At 46.7% G+C, this 17871-nt stretch carries 18 protein-coding genes; 10 read left to right on the forward strand and 8 right to left on the reverse strand.

The annotated features are described in order from the left end of the window. Positions 1–462, reverse strand: a complete 462-nt coding sequence (locus ASG33_RS03120; RefSeq protein ID WP_056280169.1) for an Lrp/AsnC family transcriptional regulator — start codon at positions 460–462, stop codon at positions 1–3. Between the two features lie 168 nt (positions 463–630). On the opposite strand from ASG33_RS03120, the gene ASG33_RS03125 reads away from it, so the two are divergent. Next, positions 631–1584: an NAD-dependent epimerase/dehydratase family protein gene (locus ASG33_RS03125; protein WP_056280171.1), complete on the forward strand. Its 954-nt coding sequence runs from the start codon at positions 631–633 to the stop codon at positions 1582–1584. A 134-nt stretch (positions 1585–1718) separates the two neighbouring features. After that, entirely contained in the window at positions 1719–2906 is a 1188-nt protein-coding gene (kbl, locus tag ASG33_RS03130; RefSeq protein WP_056280174.1) for a glycine C-acetyltransferase, read from the forward strand. Between the two features lie 89 nt (positions 2907–2995). Here kbl and ASG33_RS03135 read toward each other — a convergent pair whose 3' ends face one another. Then, a complete protein-coding gene (locus tag ASG33_RS03135) occupies positions 2996–3787 on the reverse strand; it encodes a transglutaminase family protein (RefSeq protein WP_056280177.1) in 792 nt (263 codons plus the stop codon). Positions 3788–3967: 180 nt separating this feature from the next. Between ASG33_RS03135 and ASG33_RS03140 the strand changes: the two genes are divergently transcribed. The 4 genes from ASG33_RS03140 (at position 3968) to ASG33_RS03155 (ending at position 7641) form a co-directional block, all read left to right on the forward strand. Beyond that, positions 3968–4501 carry a YceI family protein gene (locus ASG33_RS03140; RefSeq protein ID WP_056280179.1) on the forward strand — a complete coding sequence of 178 codons (534 nt, stop codon included), beginning with the start codon at positions 3968–3970 and terminating at the stop codon, positions 4499–4501. 124 nt (positions 4502–4625) lie between these two features. Next, the gene (locus tag ASG33_RS03145; RefSeq protein WP_056280182.1) at positions 4626–5978 is read left to right on the forward strand and encodes a neutral/alkaline non-lysosomal ceramidase N-terminal domain-containing protein; all 1353 of its coding nucleotides are present in this window, start codon (positions 4626–4628) and stop codon (positions 5976–5978) included. A gap of 11 nt (positions 5979–5989) precedes the next feature. Further along, complete coding sequence (locus tag ASG33_RS03150) at positions 5990–7072, forward strand: Gfo/Idh/MocA family protein (protein WP_056280185.1); 1083 nt, start codon at positions 5990–5992, stop codon at positions 7070–7072. An 11-nt stretch (positions 7073–7083) separates the two neighbouring features. Next, positions 7084–7641 (forward strand): acyl-CoA thioesterase, encoded by a 558-nt coding sequence (locus tag ASG33_RS03155; protein ID WP_056280188.1) that lies wholly within the window; start codon positions 7084–7086, stop codon positions 7639–7641. Between the two features lies 1 nt (position 7642). Here ASG33_RS03155 and ASG33_RS03160 read toward each other — a convergent pair whose 3' ends face one another. Continuing rightward, a complete protein-coding gene (locus ASG33_RS03160; protein ID WP_056280190.1) occupies positions 7643–9202 on the reverse strand; it encodes a helicase HerA-like domain-containing protein in 1560 nt (519 codons plus the stop codon). A 218-nt stretch (positions 9203–9420) separates the two neighbouring features. Here ASG33_RS03160 and ASG33_RS03165 point away from each other — a divergent pair, with 218 nt between their 5' ends. The 4 genes from ASG33_RS03165 (at position 9421) to ASG33_RS03180 (ending at position 13956) form a co-directional block, all read left to right on the forward strand. Further along, positions 9421–10449 (forward strand): alpha-E domain-containing protein, encoded by a 1029-nt coding sequence (locus ASG33_RS03165; RefSeq protein ID WP_056280193.1) that lies wholly within the window; start codon positions 9421–9423, stop codon positions 10447–10449. A 56-nt stretch (positions 10450–10505) separates the two neighbouring features. After that, on the forward strand, positions 10506–11246 hold the full coding sequence (locus tag ASG33_RS03170; RefSeq protein ID WP_056280197.1) for a peptidase: 741 nt from the start codon (positions 10506–10508) through the stop codon (positions 11244–11246). A gap of 133 nt (positions 11247–11379) precedes the next feature. Next, on the forward strand, positions 11380–12783 hold the full coding sequence (gene glmM / locus ASG33_RS03175) for a phosphoglucosamine mutase (RefSeq protein WP_056280200.1): 1404 nt from the start codon (positions 11380–11382) through the stop codon (positions 12781–12783). Between the two features lie 24 nt (positions 12784–12807). Beyond that, a complete protein-coding gene (locus ASG33_RS03180; RefSeq protein ID WP_056280203.1) occupies positions 12808–13956 on the forward strand; it encodes a cysteine desulfurase family protein in 1149 nt (382 codons plus the stop codon). Here the strand turns inward: ASG33_RS03180 and hemH are convergent, their stop codons facing one another. From hemH to ASG33_RS03205, 5 genes are all read right to left on the reverse strand, one after another. After that, positions 13957–15030 (reverse strand): ferrochelatase, encoded by a 1074-nt coding sequence (gene hemH, locus ASG33_RS03185; RefSeq protein ID WP_056280207.1) that lies wholly within the window; start codon positions 15028–15030, stop codon positions 13957–13959. It lies immediately after the preceding gene. A 76-nt stretch (positions 15031–15106) separates the two neighbouring features. Then, the gene (locus ASG33_RS03190) at positions 15107–16057 is read right to left on the reverse strand and encodes an N-acetylornithine carbamoyltransferase (protein ID WP_056280210.1); all 951 of its coding nucleotides are present in this window, start codon (positions 16055–16057) and stop codon (positions 15107–15109) included. Between the two features lie 60 nt (positions 16058–16117). Beyond that, positions 16118–17254 (reverse strand): aspartate aminotransferase family protein, encoded by a 1137-nt coding sequence (locus ASG33_RS03195; protein WP_056280213.1) that lies wholly within the window; start codon positions 17252–17254, stop codon positions 16118–16120. A gap of 15 nt (positions 17255–17269) precedes the next feature. Next, complete coding sequence (locus ASG33_RS03200; RefSeq protein ID WP_056280214.1) at positions 17270–17656, reverse strand: type II toxin-antitoxin system VapC family toxin; 387 nt, start codon at positions 17654–17656, stop codon at positions 17270–17272. Further along, positions 17635–17862 (reverse strand): hypothetical protein, encoded by a 228-nt coding sequence (locus ASG33_RS03205; RefSeq protein ID WP_056280215.1) that lies wholly within the window; start codon positions 17860–17862, stop codon positions 17635–17637. Before ASG33_RS03205 ends, ASG33_RS03200 begins: the two co-directional genes overlap by 22 nt. Positions 17863–17871 lie beyond the last annotated feature (9 nt).

Consider the following 17871-nt stretch of genomic DNA (forward strand, 5'->3'; position numbering starts at 1 on the left):
TCAGATATAAAATTCAGAGGTATGCTTGATCTCTTTCAGTACGAAAGTGCTGTTCAGCACGCCGATATTGTCGATTTTGGATAGCTTGTATTTGACGAAATCGTGGTATTCGTCGAGACTGGATACATTGATTTTAAGTAAAAAATCCACTTGCCCCGCCATGTGGTAACATTCCTGTACTTCATCCAGGTTCTGGATTTCCTGCTCAAACTTCTCGATAAAAGCTTCATTATGGTACCGCATTGACACCTGACAAATGGTGGTAACGTGGCGGTTGATCAGCTTTTTGTCGAGGATAGCCACATAGTGTTTGATGTAGCCAAGACTTTCCAGCCGCCTGATCCGCTCGTAGACCGGGGATATCGTCAGATTTAGCATCGTAGCGATTTCCTTGGTCGTTTTTTTTGCATCTTTTTGAAGAATGCGGAGGATTTTGGTATCGATTTTGTCCAACTGTTCCATGGTGCAATAATATTTGCTGCTGCAAGGTAAGCTGTGGCAGCTAAAAAGTGATTTTTACCAAAAAATAATCATTGTGCGGTAAAGTTTCCTGCTGAATGTGCTGTTTGTTGAAAATAAATTTCTTAAACGGCAAATTGCAAGTGATTTATGCTTTAAACAAGAATCCCTATGAAGTCAGAAAATGTTTTGGTAATCGGGGCAAATGGTCAGATCGGTTCTGTTTTGGTGGAGTACCTGCGGGAGATCTATGGGATCAATCACGTTGTAGCCTCCGACCTTCGCAAACCGGAATTGGAAAAAGGCATTTTTGAGCTGCTCGACGCGACAGACGCAAATGCGCTTGCGGCGATTGTGAAAAAACATAAGGTTACCCAGATTTATCATCTGGCCGCGATCCTCTCTGCGAAAGGCGAGCAGGAACCTTTGAAAACCTGGCACATTAACATGCAGACTTACTTCAATGTGCTGGAAGTTGCAAGAGAAAATGACGTTCAGAAAATATTCTATCCGAGCTCGATCGCGGTCTTCGGCGACCAGGTTGATGTGCGGGCAGAACAATGGTCTTACCTGGATCCGGGCACCGTTTACGGGATCAGCAAGGCCGCTGGGGAAAACTGGTCGAATTACTATTTTAAAAGATACGGGCTGGATATCCGCTCAATCCGTTATCCCGGCATTATCGGCTACCAATCCATGCCGGGCGGAGGTACCACGGATTATGCGGTCGACATTTACCACAAAGCAGTAAAGGGAGAGTTGTTTGAATGCTTTTTGAGGGAAGATACAACACTCCCGATGATCTATATCACCGATGCAATGGACGCAACAGTGCGGCTGATGGAAGCGCCGGCTGAGAAAATCACTGTCAGAACAGGATATAACCTGGCGGGAACCAGCTTTTCTCCAAGAGAGATCGCAGCCAGTATCAGCAAGTTCATTCCCGATTTCAGGATTACTTATAAGCCCGACTTCCGCCAGCAAATCGCAGAATCGTGGCCACAGGAAATTGACGATACCCAGGCCAGAAAAGACTGGGGCTGGCGCGCATCTTACAACCTCGACAAGATGACAGAGGAGATGATCAAAGAGCTGACCATCAAGTACAAGCCGGTAAAGCACTAGGTAAGTAAATCGAAGGTCTGGTGAGTTGTCAGGTCATTGGGTCATTAGGTCATTAAGTCATGCAGATCATTGACTAACTCACCAACTCGCTAACTGGCTAACTATTCACTCATTCACTCATTCAAAATTAAACCATGTACGGATCTATTCAGGCAGAACTGGAAAAAGAGCTCGACGCTATCAAAGATGCGGGCTTATATAAAAAAGAGAGAGTGATCACCACGCCGCAGGCAGCAAGTATTGCTACTACTGACGGGAAAGATGTGCTTAACTTTTGTGCAAATAACTATCTCGGACTATCGTCACACCCGGAGGTCATTCAGGCGGGGATAGAAGCGATTCAAACGCACGGTTTTGGAATGTCGTCGGTGCGCTTTATCTGCGGTACCCAGGACATTCATAAGGAACTTGAAAAGAAAACAGCCGAATTCCTGGGAACGGAAGATTGCATTTTGTACGCAGCTGCATTCGATGCAAATGGTGGTTTGTTTGAACCTTTGCTGAACGAGCAGGACGCAATTATTTCCGATGAACTTAATCACGCCTCACTGATCGACGGTATCCGTTTATGCAAGGCAAAGCGCTTCCGCTACAAACACAACGACATTTCAGACCTGGAAACACAGTTAAAGGATGCGGCAGGAAGCAGAAGAATCCTGATCGTAACTGACGGAGTGTTTTCAATGGACGGAACCATCGCGCAGCTTGATAAGATCTGTGACCTGGCAGAACAATATGGGGCAATGGTCATGATAGACGAATGTCACGCCACCGGATTTATGGGAAAAACCGGCCGCGGCTCTCACGAATTCAGGAATGTAATGGGGCGCATTGATATCATTACGGGCACTTATGGTAAAGCATTGGGCGGCGCCTCGGGCGGTTTCACGGCGGCCAAAAAGGAAATCGTTGAAATCCTGCGTCAGCGTTCAAGACCCTATCTTTTTTCAAATACGCTCGCACCATCCATTGTCGGCGCGTCCATTAAGGTACTTGACCTGCTCTCGTCTTCAACTGCGCTGCGTGATAAACTGGAAAAAAACACCGCTTATTTCCGCAAGGCGATGACGGAAGCGGGCTTCGATATTCTACCCGGCGAGCATCCGATTGTTCCTATCATGCTTTACGACGCCAAGCTTGCGCAGGAATTTGCTGCCAGGTTATTAGAAGAAGGAATTTACGTGATCGGCTTTTTCTACCCCGTTGTTCCGCAAGGGAAAGCAAGGATCCGCGTACAAATATCCGCCGGTCACGAGCAGGAACACCTAGAAAAAGCCGTAGCAGCTTTCACAAAGGTAGGGGTCGACTTGGGAGTTATTTAAAAAGGGAGGAAGGAGGAAGGGGAGGATGGAGGAAGGGAAAAATCTTCCTCCCTTTCTTCCCGTTCCTCCCTTTCCTCCCTTTCCTCCTTCTATTCTATCAAATGTGCTTCTACGTGCAGTGACTGTAATGTCGCATTGCCGTACTGGGTAACCATCGCTACATCCGCGGCGTCGCGACCGTGGGCAATTTCAATGCGATAGCCTTCGGTTTTCTCCTGAACAGCGTCAAACGTATACCATTCTCCCCCTATAAATACCTCAAACCACGCATGCAGGTCCATTACTTTGAGCCTGTCGAGATACCCTACTGTCATTCTTGTAGGAATGCAAAGGTTTCTGCAAAGGGCGATGGCTAGGTGCGTAAAGTCACGGCACACCCCTATACGATTGCGGGCCAGATCCAGCGCTGTTGTACTCGCATCTGTCACACCGTACTGGTAAGTAATGTTATTATGAATCCACGTCCGGATCGCCTCTACCTGCTCATATCCCGGTGTCCGGTTGCCGGCAATTTCCATCGCCAGCATGTTGATTTCATGTAAGTCCGACTGACAATACCTGCTTGGCAGGATATAATGCATCACATCATCAGGCAGGTCGCCTACAAGCACGTAGCCGGGAGGCGGACTGGGGATTGGTTTCGTGGCATTTACCTGAGCCTGTACTTCGGTAGTGATTACTACGCGGCCGACAGGCAGAATGGTTCTTTGGCAAGGATTGCCGTAAATATCAATGTATTCTGAAAAAGGTACCGCGGGTTCGATATTAAAGCCTTCCTGGATAATAGATTGACCTTCCTGACGACGAGGCCGGAGCATCGTGGTCACGGTAGTGGGAGCGTATACATCGTACGTGAATACGCTTCTTCCCTGCATTTTCATGTGGCGCGGATTTATGTTTAGTAAATATAATGATAAGGTATGATGTATAAATCACGTGCCGTTTATCTTCTTGTAAACTCTATATGCGTTCTGAATTAAAACATGTTAATACACGTTTCTTAGCTGGAATGCTATTTTTGGTGTTCGTCGCAGTATGTAGTATTTAAATTTTCATTACCTATGGCAGTTACAAAATGGATCGTAGACCCCGCACATTCTGAGGTTCAGTTCAAAATCAAACACCTCGTTATTTCAACGATTACAGGCTCATTCAATAACTTCGAAGGCGGCGCTACTTCCGACCTTAGCAATTTCGAAGATGCAGAAATCCACTTCTCTCTCGATGTAAGCAGTATTGATACCAATATAGAAGCCCGCGACAAGCATTTAAGGTCAGCAGATTTCTTTGACGCTGAGCAATTCCCGCACATTACTTTTCAATCCAATTATTTTCATAAAGTCAAAGGTGACAACTACAAGCTTTCCGGTCTGCTTACCCTAAAAGGTATCACCAAACCCATTGAGCTGGACGCAGAATACGGCGGCTCCGAAAGAGATGCCGATGGAAATATTAGAATCGGGTTCGAAGTCGAAGGCAGGTTGAGCAGACAGGAATTTGGTCTGAATTACATGCAGCTGACCGATTCCGGCGGACTTGTGATTGGTGAAGACGTAAAACTCATCGCGAATATTCAGCTGGTTAAGCAATCCTGATCTAATTCGCAGTTACAGCATACATCCCGCCGGCTCAGCTGACGGGTTTTTTGTTGTATGAGGATATCAGAGGGGTGTTTTCCTTTTATATTTGGTCGGTTTAAATCTTCAAAAATGCCCTTCCATGAGATTTCTTAGGATTCTGCTGCGGATCATCGGTTCAATCGTTTTGATTTTGATATTGATCCTGGCGGTGCTTGTCACGACAATGGACAAAACGCCCTACAAGGAAATGCCTTATTACAGGCAATGGAAGGAAATAATAGGGAAGGTTGAACCCATCAAACCGGATTCTCCCGGCGAATTGAAGGCAGGCTGGGCGAAAGTCAATATTACGCCCGCTTCTCCCACACCGACTGCCGGCTATGGTAACAGAAAAGGCCGTTTATACACTGCTGTTCACGACTCCGTATATGTACGCGCCATTGTAATTGATAATGGAAAAACAAAAGCGGCGATCGTCTCCGCTGACCTGCTTATCATTCCGCCGACGGTCACTAAAATCCTGCAAGCCAGGCTGACAGAAAAAGAGATTCCATTTGATCAGGTTTACTTCGGGGCTACGCATACTCATAACAGTGTAGGCGGCTGGGGTACCGGCGTTTCTTCCTTGTTTTTCTCCGGAAAATACGATCCCGCTATTGTGGACCGGCTTGCAGATGCATTTTATACCGCCATTACGCAAGCAAAAGCCAATGTGGAACCCGTTGCACTGACTTACCTCGAATCTGTGGACACACTGGATATCAGAAATCGCCTGGTAGGGGAGGAAGGCGGGGTGGATCCTGAAATCCGCTCAGCGGCGTTTGTGACCAAAACAGGCAAAAAAGCTATTCTGAGCTCTTTTGGCGCGCATTCCACGGTTTTAAATTCCAAAACGATCATCCTTTCCCGCGACTATCCCGGTATGTTGGTTGACTCGCTGGAAAACGGAAGATATAACTTCGCCATGTATATGGCAGGCGCAGTAGGCAGTATGGCTCCGATCGAGAAAGGAACCGATGATTTTGATGAGGTTAAAAATCAGGCGTTTGGTGTACAGAATGCATTGTTATCACCAGCTACTTCGAAGGAACCCAGCAAAGAAAATGTGATCCGCTCGTTAACCCTCCCTTTGCCACTCCGTGATCCTAGTCCGCGGTTAACAATGGGTTTGGTTTTAAGATCCTGGGCTTTTAAGAAAGCATTTGGTGAGTATCCGGTTTTTGTAAAAGCACTGCGCGTCGGCAATATGCTGATGGTGGGAATGCCCTGCGATTTTTCGGGTGAGCTGGTCGCGGAATTGGATGCATATGCGAAGTCAAAGGGGCTTAACCTGCTTGTTACCAGCTTTAATGGCGGTTATATTGGCTATATTACCCACGATAAGTACTTCGATAGGGATTTGTATGAAACCAAAACAATGAGCTGGTACGGTCCATACAATGGAGCCTATTTGCAGGAAGTAATTAAAGATATTATTGATAAAATGTCTTAAACACCTTGACTATGAAAGCATTTCTCCTGTTGATTTTAGGTATGATCAGCGTACAAACAATTGCACAATCGCCGGTGAAGCTGGCGGTAGCCGGCCTGACGCACGGACACGTGGGCTGGGTTTTCAACAGAGCTAATAAAACCGATATTGAGCTGGTCGGCATTTATGAAACAAATCCGGAGCTGGTGAAGGAGTTTTCTGAGCGATATAAACTCGATAAGAAGCTCTTCTACTCCGACCTCAACAAAATGCTGGATGAAACAAAGCCACAGGCAGTATCTGCATTCGGGGCGATCAGTGAGCATATGATGGTTGTCAAAGCCTGTGCGCCGAGGAAGATCCACGTGATGGTTGAAAAACCCCTGGCTACTACATTTGCCGACGCCAAAGAAATCCAGCGGCTCGCAGAGAAGAACAACATTCAGGTGCTGACCAATTTTGAAACTTCCTGGTATGCAAGCAATCAATATGTGAAAGAGCTGGTGGAACAAGGCAAGCTGGGCGAGATCAGGAAGGTAATGGTCAACGACGGGCACCAAGGACCGAAAGAAATCGGGGTAAGCAAAGAGTTTTTAGAGATACTCACTGATCCTGCGAAAAACGGCGCGGGGGCGTTGGTGGACTTCGGCTGCTATGGCGCCAACCTGATGACCTGGCTCCTGAAAGGCCAGCGACCTGTTTCTGTTACCGCCGTAACTCACCAGAACAAGCCCGAGATTTACAAGAATGTTGACGATGAAGCCTCTATTATCCTGCAATATCCCAAGGCGCAGTGCATTATTCAGGGTTCGTGGAACTGGTCGTTTGCGCGCAAAGACATGGAAGTTTTTGGAAATAAAGGCTATGCAGTGGCTGTAAATCCGACGGTAGTGCGGCAGCGTTTACAGGAAAAGACGCCGGAAGAAACAATCAAGCTCGATCCGCGCCCAGCTCCTTTTACAGACCCGTTTTCTGTGCTGGCAGATGTAGTAACCGGCAAACTCACATTGGAACAAAATGATATGTACGGATTGCCAGTGAATGTGACAGTGGTTGAGATTCTTGAAACAGCCAAAGAAGCTGCCAAGACAGGAAAAACTATATTTTTGAAATAAGCAGATTATATATGGAACCGCGCTCGGTGAGATTCTCACAAACCACTCTGACAGAATTGATGATCCCGTCCTATGCCAATTTTGGCGGTAAGATCCACGGCGGGATCCTGTTATCGCTCATCGACAAAGTGGCGTACGCATGCGCATCCCGGCATGCGGGTACCTATTGTGTGACAGTGTCGGTAGACGGAGTTGACTTTTTGCCGACGGTTGAAGTGGGCGATCTTGTGTCGCTACACGCGTCTGTCAATTACGTGGGACGGACTTCGCTGGTGATCGGCATTCGCGTCATTGCTGAGAATGTGAGGAACCGTACGGTCAGGCACACCAATACCTCGTATGTGACGATGGTGGCCAAAGGGGAGGATGATAAACCAACTCCCGTTCCCGAGCTGCTTTTGGAAAATGAAGAAGATGCACGGCGCTTTCTGGAAGCAATCAAGCGTAAAGAGCTTCGCGGGATTTACCGGGATGCATTGGATAATGCAAAAACCCGGCTAGATGTCCAGAATAATATGGATCAACTAGCCGGGCATCGTTGCGTGGTGGGCTGGAAAGTCAAAAAGTAATTTAGAACCCGAAAAATCCGCCGCTTTTCTTCGTGGTACGTGACCGAGTCGTTTTACCAAATAACATTCCAAAAACGCCTCTGACAACCTCCCGGCCGATTTGCTTTGCCAAAGGAGAATTCAGTGCTTCAGAAAGCATTCCTTTTTCCTCTTTCTGTTTTTTGACCTCGGTTACTTCCTGTTTGGTCTCTTCTTCTGCTTTGGCGTGTGCTTCCATCCGCTTTGTCAGCATTTCGTAAGCACTTTCCGGATCAACAGGATCTTTGTATTTCTGGTAAAGACTCGATTGCTGCACGTGCTGGTCATAATCCGCCTGTACCATTGGCCCCATTACCGAAGTGGGCGGAAGCAGGTGCGTTGCAGCTACCTCGGTCGGGATACCTTTTTCATTCAAAACCGTGATCAATGCCTGTCCGATCCCAAGCGTTGTGAGTACCTGGTCAATCTCATAAAAGCTTGACTTGGGATATGTTTTTACGGTTTGTTTCAATGCGTCTGCATCCTGCGGCGTGAATGCGCGCAGTACGTGCTGAACACGGTTACCAAGCTGGGATAATACCGAAACCGGAACATCCTGCGCCATTTGCGTACAAAAGAATACACCCACCCCTTTGGAGCGTATCAGCCTGATCACCTGCTCTATCTGGTCGAGAAATGCCTTTGGTGCATCTTTGAACAGCAAATGCGCTTCGTCGAGGAAAAACACGAGCTTCGGTTTGTCGAGGTCTCCTGCTTCCGGCAGCTTCTGGTAAAGTTCAGCCAGAAGGCTCAGCATGAATGTGGAGAATAATGCCGGCTTATCCTGCACGTCCGAGATATTAAGCAGGCTGATAATGCCCTGTCCGTCTACGCGATCAATGAGGTCGCTGATATCAAATGATCTTTCACCAAAAATACTGCCAACTCCCTGCTGCTCCAGTGCAACGATCTTACGGAGAATAGTGCCGGCAGTAGAGCTGGAAATGCTTCCATAGTCACCTTTGATCTCCGCTGCACCCGGCCCTTCCGATAAATAATTGAGGACTTTCTTTAAATCATTCAAATCGACCATTGGGAGATCCTTATCGTCGGCATATTTGAAAAGGATAGCCAGCACGCCGGATTGCGTATCGTTCAGTTCGAATATTTTGGATAATAAAATTGGCCCGAATTCGAGAATGGTAGCTCGCATTTGTGCGCCTTTTTTACCACTCAGGGAATATAGTTCAACCGGATAACCTTTTGGCGTAAACACATTGCCGAGGACTTGCGAACGTTCTTCAAGTGCTGCATTGGACTTTCCCGGCTGTGCTATTCCTGAAAGATCACCTTTGATATCCGACATAAAAACGGGTACGCCTGCTGCTGAGAGCTGTTCGGCGAAGACCTGTAATGTGCGTGTTTTACCGGATCCGGTAGCTCCTGCAACCAGCCCGTGGCGGTTCATCATACGCAGCGGGAGACTTACCCGGGCCTCACTGATGATCTCACCGTCCAGAATGGCAGAGCCCAGGTGGATAACAGGTTTGTCAGTCTGGTATGATTTCTGGATTGCAGCAGTTAACTGTTCTTTTTTCGACACGTTTACTCCGGTTTTAGGTTATGATATGATATTTTACAAAATTTAAATGTTTCGGGAATATTCCAAGTCAGTGCTTGCATTTTTACAAAATGAGAATCTTTCGTGATACTTTATTACTTTTCGCATAATCTTGTATATGCAAAATTTTATTAGGTATTTTGGTAGAACTGCTTAACGAATATTCTGATTATCAATTTTAGAGACAATACTTACCGTTTATGCTAAGCCGAGTTGCGAATTCAATTTACTGGATGAACCGTTATATGGAGCGGGTTGAAAATTATGCACGCTTTGTAGGAGTTAACTTCAATCTTGCCCTGGATTTGCCGCCCGATGTAGATGAACAATGGGAGCCGCTCCTGATCGCAACTGCCGACCATTACCTTTTTTATAAATACTACGATAAGCCTACGAAAGAGGATGTAATCCACTTCATGACTTTCGACAAGCGCAATCCCAACTCCATTATCAGCTGTCTGTACGAAGCCCGCGAGAATGCACGTACGATCCGCGAGACGATATCAAAGGAAATGTGGGAGAGTATCAATACATTTTACCTGTCTATCCGTGAAACATCGCCGGACCATTTCCGGAATATGGACCATATGCAATCCTATTTCACGGATATCCGCAAAAGCTGCCAGCTGTTCCACGGCGTGGTGGATACTTCCATTACGCGGAATGAGGCCTGGCATTTTGGCCGGCTTGGCCGTCACATTGAGCGCGGCGACAAATGCTCGCGGTTTCTGGATGTGAAGTACTTTACCCTGCAGCAGGACTCCGGAACTTCGGGTTCCACACTCGACCTGATGCTCTGGACTGCGGTGCTGAAATCGGTAAGTGCTTACAATATGTACCGTCAGACGCACCGTGCGCTTACTTCCATGAACATTGTAGCTTTTCTGATCCTTGATAAGCTATTTCCCCGGTCTATCGCCTACTGCGTGCGCCAGGCGGAGCTTTCGCTTTATGCGATTGCGGGCTCCATTCCGGAAAGAGGCCACACCAATCCCGCTGAGCGTGCATTAAGTAAAATCCGCGCAGAGCTGGAATTCACAGATGTGGAGGAGATTTTCAAAACCGGCCTGCACGAGTACCTGGATACATTTCAGACCAAAAATAACGAGATCGACAGCGCTATTTTTGATATGTATTTCGGACTGGATAAGGGGCAGTCACAAAGTCAGTCACAAAGCCAAACGATGGGCCAGAGCTTCGGTCAATTTAAAACCCAGTGGATGAACTGAGTGCAAAACTTTCATAACTTAGCGACCCACTTTTTATCAGAGAGAGCCGCAAAGACATGACATATTGCCTTGGTATCAAAGTAGCATCCGGCCTGGTCGCCATTGCTGATACGCGCCTTACATCCGGAACGGAGGTTTCCACCAACAAGAAAGTTTCCGTTTACCAATCCAGCAAGCATTCGATATTCGTGATGACATCGGGCCTTCGGTCTGTCCGTGACAAAGCGATCACCTATTTCAAGGAAGTGCTGGAAGAACGTGACTCTTCGTTCAACAAGCTCTACAAGGCGGTAAATGCATTGGGGGAGCAGGTCAGGCGCGTTGCAGACGAGGACCGGTCGGCTCTGAATGCAGCTGGGCTATCTTTTAATCTCTTCGCCATTATCGGCGGCCAGCTCGAAAATGACTCCGAGCATAAACTTTTTCTCCTGTATCCCGAAGGCAATTGGGTGGAAGTGGGCGATGGTTCTCCTTTTATTATTATCGGAAATTCGGGTTATGGAAAGCCACTGTTGTACCGCAGTCTGAAATTCGATTCGAGCATGCACGATGCATTGAAAATCGGGTTTCTATCTTTTGATTCAACGCGGGTCAGCTCCAACGACGTAGATTATCCCATTGATGTGGTAATGTATACAAAAGACTCTTTTGAGATTGTTGAGCATCGTTTTGAGAAGGACGATCTGGATTATGTGGGCAAACAATGGAGTGCATTGCTAAGCAATTCGGTACAAAAGCTGCCGCTGCAATGGATGGATCCGGTCTTTACAAAAATGGGAGAAGTGGCAAAGAACTGACGCAAATGGAAGCGATTTTTACGGGTATACGTCAGCATCCGGAAACTCAGACACGCTATTAGTTGTAGAAAAATCTAAGGGCTGAGAGGGAAATTTAGTATTTTTACAGCAAACAAAAGAGATACACCAGAACGTGACGTTAATTAAATCTATCTCCGGAATCAGAGGTATTGTGGGTGGAAAATCCGGGGAGGCACTGACTCCGATTGATGTAGTGAAATTTGCAGCTGCATACGGAACCTGGCTGAGGCGATCGGATCCACAGAATTCAAAAGTTATTATTGGCAGGGATGCGCGACTTTCCGGTGAAATGGTTAGTCGGCTTGTGGCAGGTACATTGCAGGGAGTAGGTCTTCATGTTGTGGACCTGGGCCTTTCTACTACGCCAACTGTCGAGATTGCTGTTACCAATGAAAATGCGGCAGGTGGAATCATTCTGACAGGCAGCCATAATCCCATTCAATGGAATGCATTGAAGCTTTTGAACCACGACGGAGAATTTATATCCGAAGCGGAAGGAGCAGAGGTTTTGCGTATTGCCGAGCAGGAAGATTTTGCATTTGTCGATGTGAAAAAGCTGGGTAGCTACGAGTCAGACGATACTTATCTGCAAAAGCATATTGATCAGGTACTTGCATTGTCATTGGTAGATGTGGAAGCGATCAGGAATGCAAATTTCAAGATCGTGGTGGATGCGGTTAACTCTACCGGCGGGATCGTTGTTCCGATGCTTTTGGAAGCGCTGGGAGTTGATCCCAAGAACATCAAAAAACTCAACTGCGAGCCGACGGGCAACTTTGCCCATAATCCCGAGCCGCTGCCGGAACATTTGCGTGAAATCAGCAAAGAGCTCAACGATGGTGCATACAACCTGGGAATAGTAGTTGACCCGGATGTGGACAGGCTGGCGCTCATGTGCGAAGACGGCACTCCGTTCGGCGAAGAATATACCCTGGTAGCTGTCGCTGATTATGTGTTGAAAAATACACCCGGTAACACCGTTTCCAATTTATCCTCCACAGCTGCATTGCGCGACGTGACTGTCAAAGCTGGCGGCGAATATTTTGCTTCTGCAGTAGGAGAAGTGAATGTGGTCAATATGATGAAAGCCAACCATGCGATCATCGGTGGGGAAGGAAATGGAGGGGTGATTTATCCGGAGAGCCACTACGGTCGCGACGCGCTGGTTGGTATCGCCCTGTTCCTGACGCATTTGGCCAAATTCGGCAAAACTGCATCAGTGCTGCGCAGGTCTTACCCGAATTACTATATTTCAAAAAATAAGATTGAGTTGACGGCGGACATTGATGTTGATAATATTCTAAGCCGCATTCAGAACCGCTATTCCAAGCAGCCGCTTAACACAATTGACGGCGTACGGATCGAATTCAATAAAGAATGGGTTCATTTAAGAAAGTCAAACACCGAACCCATAATCAGGATCTATTCCGAGTCGGAAACGCAGACTACGGCGATTAACCTGGCAAACAAGATCATTTCGGATATCAAGGAAATTATTTCCGAGCCGAAACAATGAGTCAGAAGTAATAACAAGAGTAATATGAAAGCTTATCTGGATAACGCCGCTACTACCCAGCTTGACCCGGAAGTATTGGAAGTGATGCTTCCATTAATGACGGAGCAGTTTGGTAACCCCTCTTCCATTCATTCATACGGAAGAGCTGTTCGCTCATCAATAGAGCGTGCACGAAAAAGCATAGCGGGTATCCTGAATGCAGCTCCGGCTGAAATATTTTTTACTTCCGGCGGAACAGAAGCGGATAATACAGCGATCCGCGGCAGCATAGAAACACTGGGCCTGAAACACGCGGTTACTTCCCGGATCGAGCACCATGCTGTTTTACATACCCTCGAACACCTGAGCAAAGCTGGCACGATCAAGCTGAGCTATGTCAATCTGAATGAAAAAGGCGAAGTGGATCTGGAACATCTGGAAACGCTGCTCGCTACCAACAGCCGTTCGCTTGTTTCATTAATGCACGGCAACAATGAGATCGGGAACTTACTGGATCTGGAAGCAACAGGAGATATCTGCGAGAAATACAATGCAGTTTTCCACAGTGACACCGTACAAACAATGGGTCACTTCCCGCATGATCTACAAAAATTAAAAGCCAACTTCATTGTCGGTGCGGCGCATAAATTCAATGGTCCGAAAGGAGTAGGGTTTTTGTATGTACGTCCGGGCATTAAAATCGCACCGTTTGTCCACGGAGGCGCACAGGAGCGTAATATGCGCGGCGGTACCGAGAACATTTACGGTATTGTAGGTCTGGCGAAAGCATTGGAAATTGCTTATCGCGATATGGACGCGCACCGTCAGCATATTGAAGGTTTGAAATCAAGAATGATCGAGAACCTGAGAAGTAAAATCGATGGCGTATCGTTCAATGGAAACTCTGCTGATCTTGGTAACAGCTTGTACACTGTACTGAGTGTAAGCTTGCCACCCTCCGATATCAGCGATATGTTGCTGTTTAATCTGGATATTGCCGGGATTGCAGTTTCAGGCGGCAGCGCATGTTCAAGCGGGACAGACATTGGTTCACATGTATTGAATGAACTTCAGATCGATCCCGATCGCGCCAATGTTCGTTTTTCATTCGGCAAATACAACACCGAAGCGGAAATCGATTATGCGGTCAATACACTGGCGGATCTATACAAAAAAGAGGCTGTAAGCCTCTGATTAACTTCTTTTATTGGTAATTAAGTCTTCGAGCGTCTCAATCCAGCTATCGCTGTCGTTGAGACTTTCAACCAATTGCCAATGCTGTCCGCCTTCTTTCTCAAACAACTCTTTGTACTCTTCGCCTACCTCAATGGTTGTTTCCAAACAATCGGCCACGAAAGAAGGAGAGAATGCAAGTACGTTCTTTACCCCTTTTTTGGTTAGTTCCGGGATCACTTCATCTGTGTAAGGCTTGATCCAGGGCGTTTTGCCAAGTCGGGACTGGAAGCAGGTCGTATATTTTCCTTCCGGTATTCCCATTGCTTTTACAAGTAGCCTGGTTGTTTCAAAACTCTGCGCCCGGTAGCAATGCTGATTTCTATGGTCAAGCTTATCGCAGCAGCTGCCAAACTGGCAAAAGCTGTTGGTTACATCGCCTTTGGTAATCTGGCGCTCAGGTAAACCGTGGTAGCTGAATACGAAATGATCATAGTTTCGCTGTGCCATGTATTTTTTACCTAAATCGGCAAATGCCTGAATGAACTTGGGATGATCCAGGAAACGGTTAATAAAACGTATTTCCGGCAAAACCTCCCAATCCTGCACTACACGCATTACTTCTTTATAAACCGAGCCAGTCGACGCAGAAGCGTATTGTGGGAAAAATGGAACTACTATAATTTCAGAAAGGCACTGTTCACGCAGGTTTTTCAATGCACCTTCAATGCTCGGGCTTTGATAGCGCATTGCCAGCTCCACCACGTAATCGCTGCCCAATGCAGTTTGCAACTTCTCTTTAACGGAATAACCGTATATTTTCAATGGAGATCCATCGGGCCGCCACAGTTGTTTATAAACTTTGGCTGATTTAGGTGCTCTGAATGGCGCGATGATCAGGTTGATCAGAAACCACCTGTTTATATAAGGAATATCAATGACCCGCTCATCCATCAGGAATTCGCGGAGGTACTTGCGTACATCCGGCACCGACGGGCTGTCTGGCGTGCCGAGATTGACGATCAAAACACCAGTTTTGCCAATGGTCTTATTATTACTAGAAGGAATTGGCTGGGCCAAAGTGTCAGTATGCATTATTGTTTTTATCAAAGTCCGGACTATCTGTTTAAAATGATTCCGGAGTTTTAAAAGTTCGTGTTTTCTGTTTTAATCACTGCATCCCGAGTAAAATCTCCCGTAGTACAGCCTGCGCCGACCATTCACGGTTTGCAGCTTCTTCGATTACGAGAGATCTTGGCCCGTCGAGTACCTCATCGGCTACCTTCATATTCCTGCGCAATGGAAGGCAATGCATGAACTTACCATTATCTGTCAGCGCCATTTTTGCTTCGGTGATCATCCACGAAGGATCGTCGGTAAGTACCTGTCCGTAGTGCTGGTAAGACGACCAGTTTTTTCCGTAAACGAAATCTGCACCTTCCAGTGCCTTATTCTGGTCGTAGATCACCTGACCTTTTCCAACAAATTCGGGTGCCAGATCATAACCTTCCGGGTGTGTGATTACGAGCTCTACATCCATCGGATTCATCCATTCACAAAAAGAATTGGCCACAGCCTGCGGCAATGCCTTGAAATGGGGAAGCCAGGTTAGCACTACTTTCGGGCGCTGCTTGATCTTAAATTCTTCGATTGTAATGCAATCTGCGAGCGACTGCAAAGGGTGGCGTGTCGCTGATTCCAGATTCACGATCGGAACCTCTGCATATTTCTTAAACTGCTGGAACACCTGCTCCGAGTAATCCTTTTCCCGATCCTGCAAACCTGCGAATGAGCGGATCCCGATAATGTCGCAATAACTTCCGATAACGGCAGCCGCTTCTTTCACGTGCTCGGCTTTGTCTCCATTCATGATCACACCCTCCTCCATTTCGAGGCCCCATCCATCTTGTCCCACATTCATGGTAATCACGTTCAGGCCAAGATTTTGAGCCGCTTTCTGGGTACTTATCCTTGTCCTGAGACTGGAATTGAAAAACAACAATCCGATTGTTTTGTTTTTCCCCAATTCAATATCCCCGAATGGATTCCGTTTGGCGGAAATGCCGCTGCTAATCAGCTGGCTGAGATCTGTGACGTCGTTAATGGAAAGGAAGTGGTTCATTCAGTTTAGTATTCTGACAAAATTAGATACTGCGGCAAGGCCGGTTTTGGATAGATTATATTAAATGCTTGTAACAGCGACTTCTTTCTTTAAAGCTTCAAGGAAAAGATCTGCTTCCTCTTTGCCCAATGCAAGCGAAGGTAGCAGGCGGATTGTATTTGCGCCTGCCACTCCGGTAAACATCTTATGTTCAAAGAGCAGCTTGTTGCGCAGGTCTTTTACAGGGAAATCATATTCTATTCCGATCATTAATCCACGTCCTCTTAATTCTTTATAACCTCCGATTTCCTTGATTCCTTCAAAAAGGTACGCTCCGATTTCAGCTGCGTTTTCGATCAGGTTTTCTTTTTTCATTATATCGAGCACAGCAACCCCGGCTGCGCACGCCAGGTGGTTTCCGCCGAATGTGGTACCCAGCAGTCCATAGCTCGCCTTGAACTTTGGAGAGATCAGAATACCTCCGATTGGAAATCCGTTGCCCATTCCTTTGGCCATCGAAATGATATCGGGATCAATGCCGCTGAATTGGTGTGAAAAGAACTTGCCGGTTCTTCCGTACCCGCATTGTACGCTGTCGACAATCAGCACTGCACCGGTTTCGTCGCATTTGCGTCTGAGTGTCTGGAGGAATTCGTCAGTACATACGTTGATACCCCCGACCCCCTGGATCCCTTCCACGATTACGGCGCAAACTTCTTCCGTGATTCCCTCACTCGCTGCCTGAACATCGTTGAAAGGCAGAAAGGTAACGTGTTCTTTGTAGTTGATCGGTGCTACGATCGAAGGGTTGTCGGTAGCGGCCACTGCTCCGGCTGTGCGGCCGTGGAATGATTTGGTAAAAGAGATCACTTTCGTCCTTCCATTGTGAAAAGACGCAAGTTTCAATGCATTCTCATTGGCCTCGGCGCCTGAGTTGCAGAGAAAGAGTTTGTAGTCGGGATAGCCGGACAATTCACCCAGCTTCTCTGCCAGCTCTTCCTGCAATGAGATTTTTACAGAATTGGAATAGAAACTGATTGCACCCAGTTGCGTAGTAAGCTTTTCAACATATTCGGGGTGGCAGTGACCGACTGAAATCACCGCGTGTCCGCCGTAAAGATCCAGGTACTTTGTACCGTTCGAATCCCATAAATAACTCCCCGCCGCCTTTACAGGCTCTATATCGTAAATAGGGTAAACATCAAATAAATGTGACATTCTGGATTAGTATGATCAGGCAAGTATCAGGTTTTCAATTCGCTGAAAATGCCCTTGGTTTAACGTTTTAACAGGCAAATGAAAGGTAATGGCAGAAGCTGCTATAAATATATCCCGGAATTCTATCATTAAGTTTCGCCTTCGAAGGTTGTGATAGATTTCGGCGGCATTTACAGAAACTTCTTCATTAAACGGTAAAACGGGAATTCCGTCAAGGAGAATTCTGACGTCATTTTTCTTGTCATCGTTTGTAGCTCCCATCATCAACTCGTAAACAGTTACAGCAGATACAAATAAAGAAGCGTCGTTTGGTAACGACGCCAAAATGGTCTTTGACTTATCAGATTTCCTGAGAAATTCGATGAATATGCCAGTGTCGATTACCATTCCGGAATTTTCCAATTGTTGACACTTTTAGAGTTTTCTGTAATCACAGCAATGTCATCGTCGCTCCACGTAGACACACTCTTGATTTTCTTCTTCCATTCAGATAGGTCACTGTCGTGTTTACGCACTTTCTGCTGAATCAAAAGTATGTCCGCATAAGCGAGTAACAGCCTTCGATGCGGCTCATTCAACTGATCAAATGTTTGAAGTAAATCGTTCATAAGGCTAGC

Source organism: Dyadobacter sp. Leaf189 (assembly GCF_001424405.1).
Lineage (GTDB): Bacteria > Bacteroidota > Bacteroidia > Cytophagales > Spirosomataceae > Dyadobacter.